The sequence below is a fragment of the Mesorhizobium sp. M1A.F.Ca.IN.020.06.1.1 genome, from assembly GCF_004023265.1.
In the GTDB taxonomy this organism is placed as follows: Bacteria; Pseudomonadota; Alphaproteobacteria; order Rhizobiales; family Rhizobiaceae; genus Mesorhizobium.
The window spans coordinates 1-3,204 of sequence record NZ_RZSR01000710.1 but is presented as its reverse complement, the minus strand read 5'-3'; the positions used below and the strand labels follow the sequence as shown (position 1 = coordinate 3,204).

2 protein-coding genes and 2 pseudogenes are annotated in these 3,204 nt (G+C 65.5%); all 4 read left to right on the top strand.

The window, feature by feature from the left end; genetic code table 11:
- Nucleotides 1-676, top strand: a pseudogene (locus EOA60_RS37790) (patatin-like phospholipase family protein); the annotation flags it as partial.
- A 121-nt stretch (nt 677-797) separates the two neighbouring features.
- Nucleotides 798-1,502, top strand: a complete 705-nt coding sequence (locus EOA60_RS25525) for an SDR family oxidoreductase (RefSeq protein WP_095801571.1) — start codon at nt 798-800, stop codon at nt 1,500-1,502.
- A 296-nt stretch (nt 1,503-1,798) separates the two neighbouring features.
- Nucleotides 1,799-2,590, top strand: a complete 792-nt coding sequence (locus tag EOA60_RS25520) for a pyrroline-5-carboxylate reductase dimerization domain-containing protein (RefSeq protein ID WP_095824586.1) — start codon at nt 1,799-1,801, stop codon at nt 2,588-2,590.
- A 355-nt stretch (nt 2,591-2,945) separates the two neighbouring features.
- A pseudogene (locus EOA60_RS25515) lies at nt 2,946-3,204 on the top strand (1,3-1,4-beta-glycanase); the annotation flags it as partial.

Below are 3,204 nucleotides of genomic sequence, written 5' to 3'. Positions count from 1 at the left end.
GTCTGCCTTCCCGCCGTTTCTGTCGCCGCTCAGGCTCGACCTCACTCAGTTCGCGTGGGAGAACGACAAGCTCGACGCGAGCGTCGGCCCGCCGGTCCCGGCCGGCCGCGCCGTGCTCACCGATGGCGGCGTCTATGACAATCACGGCATCGAGCCGGCGCTGAAGCGCTGCCGCTGGCTGTTGGTCAGCGACGCCGGCGCGCCCTGGCGAGCGTCCGGCTCCGGCTACTGGAACTGGTTCTCGCAGTTGAAGCGCGTGCTCGACACCACCGACAACCAGGTGCGCTCGCTCCGGCGGCGCGACCTCATCGCCCGCTTCCAGGCGGCGAAGGATGCCGACGACCAGGGCCTGCCCAATGACGCGACCCGGCCCGACTATGCCGCCACCCGCGGCGTCTACTGGTCGATCGCCAGCAAGCCTGACGCCGCCGAGCCGAGCTTCGTGCAAAGCGCGGCAATCGCGCCTGCCGATATCGGCACGTCGCTTCATTTCCTGGGAAGCGAGGAGACGATCGATCTCGTCAATTGGGGCTATTGCGCCAGCGACCAGGCGCTGCGGAGCTGGTACCGGCCGGCGGTGCCGGCTGGAAAGGGCGTGCCACTGAAGGCGGGCGACGTGAAGCCCGGACGCTGTGCGGTGGTGTCGAAGGCGCTGATGAGCGGTTTCAAGGTGTGAGCATGGCGTTCGGACTCCGCGTCCGCTTTCGCCAATCGGCATCGTGGCGCAATCCAAACCGGTTCGTGCCCTGCACCGCCGCGTGCTAACAGAGGCGCTTTCAACAAGGATGGACAGCGACATGGCAGGAGAAAAAGTAGCTCTGGTGACGGCGGGGGGCAGCGGCATGGGCGCGGCGGCGGCGAAGCGGCTGGCCGCCGACGGCTTCAAGGTCGGCGTGCTCTCCTCCTCCGGTAAGGGCGAAGCGCTGGGCAACGAACTCGGCGGTTTCGGCGTCACCGGCTCCAACCAGTCGAACGAGGATCTGAAGCGGCTGACCGACGGCGCGCTGGAACGCTGGGGCCGCATCGACGTGCTGGTCAACAGCGCCGGCCACGGGCCGCGCGCGCAGATCATCGAGATCAGCGACGAAGACTGGCACAAGGGCATCGACACCTATTTCCTCAACGTCGTGCGACCGACCCGGCTGGTGACGCCGGTGATGCAGAAGCAGAAGGCGGGCGTCATCATCAACATCTCGACCGCCTGGGCGTTCGAGCCGAGCGTCGCCTTCCCGACCTCGGCGGTGGCGCGCGCCGGGCTCGCCGCCTTCACCAAGATCTTTGCCGACACCTATGCGGCCGATAACATCCGCATCAACAACGTGCTGCCGGGCTGGATCGACAGCCTGCCCAGCGTAGAGGAACGCCGCCAAAGCGTGCCGATGAAGCGCTACGGCACATCCGAGGAAGTGGCGGCAACGATCTCCTTCCTCGCTTCCGACGGCGCGGCCTATATCACCGGCGAGAACATCCGCGTCGATGGTGGATTGATGCGGGGGTACTGAGGCTCGTTTTCGGCAGGCGGGTCGTTTCGCCGGCAAGGCGTGGCCGGCGAACGCCCTCCGATGGCAGGAGGGAGCCGGCGCAAAGGTTTCGTATCCACTGCTCTCCCGGCCCTTGCTCCGGAACGCTGCGCGCCTGCTCGGTTGGCTCTCGACCGTTGCGATGGCGTTGTCGGCGTTCGGTCTTGCGGCAGGCTGGTTTTTCCAGCCCGGTCGATAGCGGACTGACGCGGCTGCGGCTTGACCGCTGGACAGCGGCCGCCGCCTCCCGCACCCTTAAGACTGCAAGGGAGACAAGGATGAGCGCTTCACTCAGGCTGGGCATTGTCGGCGGCGCCGGCTGGCTGGGCGGCGCGATCGCGGGTGCCGCGCTTTCGGCCGGCGTGGTGCGGGCGGAGAACCTCGCCCTCTCCTATCGGAGCACCAAGCCGGATCGCTTTCCAGGCGTCTTCTGGAGCGACGACAACCAGGCGCTCGCCGACCGCTCGGACGTCATCATGCTTTCCGTGCGGCCGCAGGACTGGCCGTCGCTCGAGCTGGATGCCAAGGGCAAGCTGGTGATTTCGGTTATGGCCGGCATCCGGATGGCCGAGATCGGCGAGAAGCACGGCACCGGCCGCGTGGTGCGCACGCTGCCCAACGCGGCGGCCGAGGTCGGCAAATCGTACACGCCGTGGATCGCGAGCGGCGACGCCACCGAATTGGACCGCGCGACCGTGCGCGCGATCTTCGGAGCCTGCGGCGTTGAGGATGAGGTCGGCAGCGAGCGCGACATCGACTATCTCACCGGGCTGACGGGCTCGGGGCCCGCCTTCCCTGCCCTGCTCGCCGAAGCGATGATGCGCGACGCCGTGGCCTTCGGCCTCAAGCCGGAGGTCGCGCGCCGCGCGGTCAACACCGTGCTCACCGGAACCGGCCGGCTGCTGGAGCTCAACGACGCTTCACCGGCCGATACGGTCGAGGCCTTTCTCGGCTATCGCGGCACGACAGCGGCCGCGATCGAGACGATGCGCGAAGCGGGCTTCGACCAGGCCGTTGCCAAGGGACTGGCGGCCGCGTTCCTCAAGTCGATCGCGATGGGCAAGGCGTGAGCCGACGACGCCGCCCTTTGAGCGCGGAATGCATCAGGCGAGCATCCGCCGGATCGGGCCCCGCCGCTCAGGTGAGTCGTGCCGCCTACGCGAACTCCTCGCGCCGCGATGCTTAATTTTTGATAAAAGAAATTAGTAATATTGTGTAAAACTGAGTGAGCCCTCGCGTGCAAATTGTATTAGGGCGTTCTCACTCTCTTTTCTTGCGAATAATTGATCGCCGAACGGCAAATTTTCTCTGTACTATTACACAATTCCTTGGAACGATACCCGGAATTACAAGTTGACCCGCTAGCGATCGGTTGAGTTCGCATGCCGATTCAAGCAAGCCGTGTATTGCGAGGAGGGTTGTCCGATGAGCAGCTTCGTCAATGCCGTAGGCGTTCCTCTCCCCTATAGCGGCTCGTCCAACCATTGGTACTCGGCGGCGGGGTCCGGACCGGACTTGTGGGGCACCTCCGGAAACGACACCTTCTATGGAGCTTCCGGCGTCAATGTCACCATGCACGGGAGCTACGGCGATGACATCTATTATCTCTATGCCGCGGGCAACAAGGTGGCCGAGGGCTATGGGGCAGGCATCGACACCATCAGCACATGGATGAGCTACACGC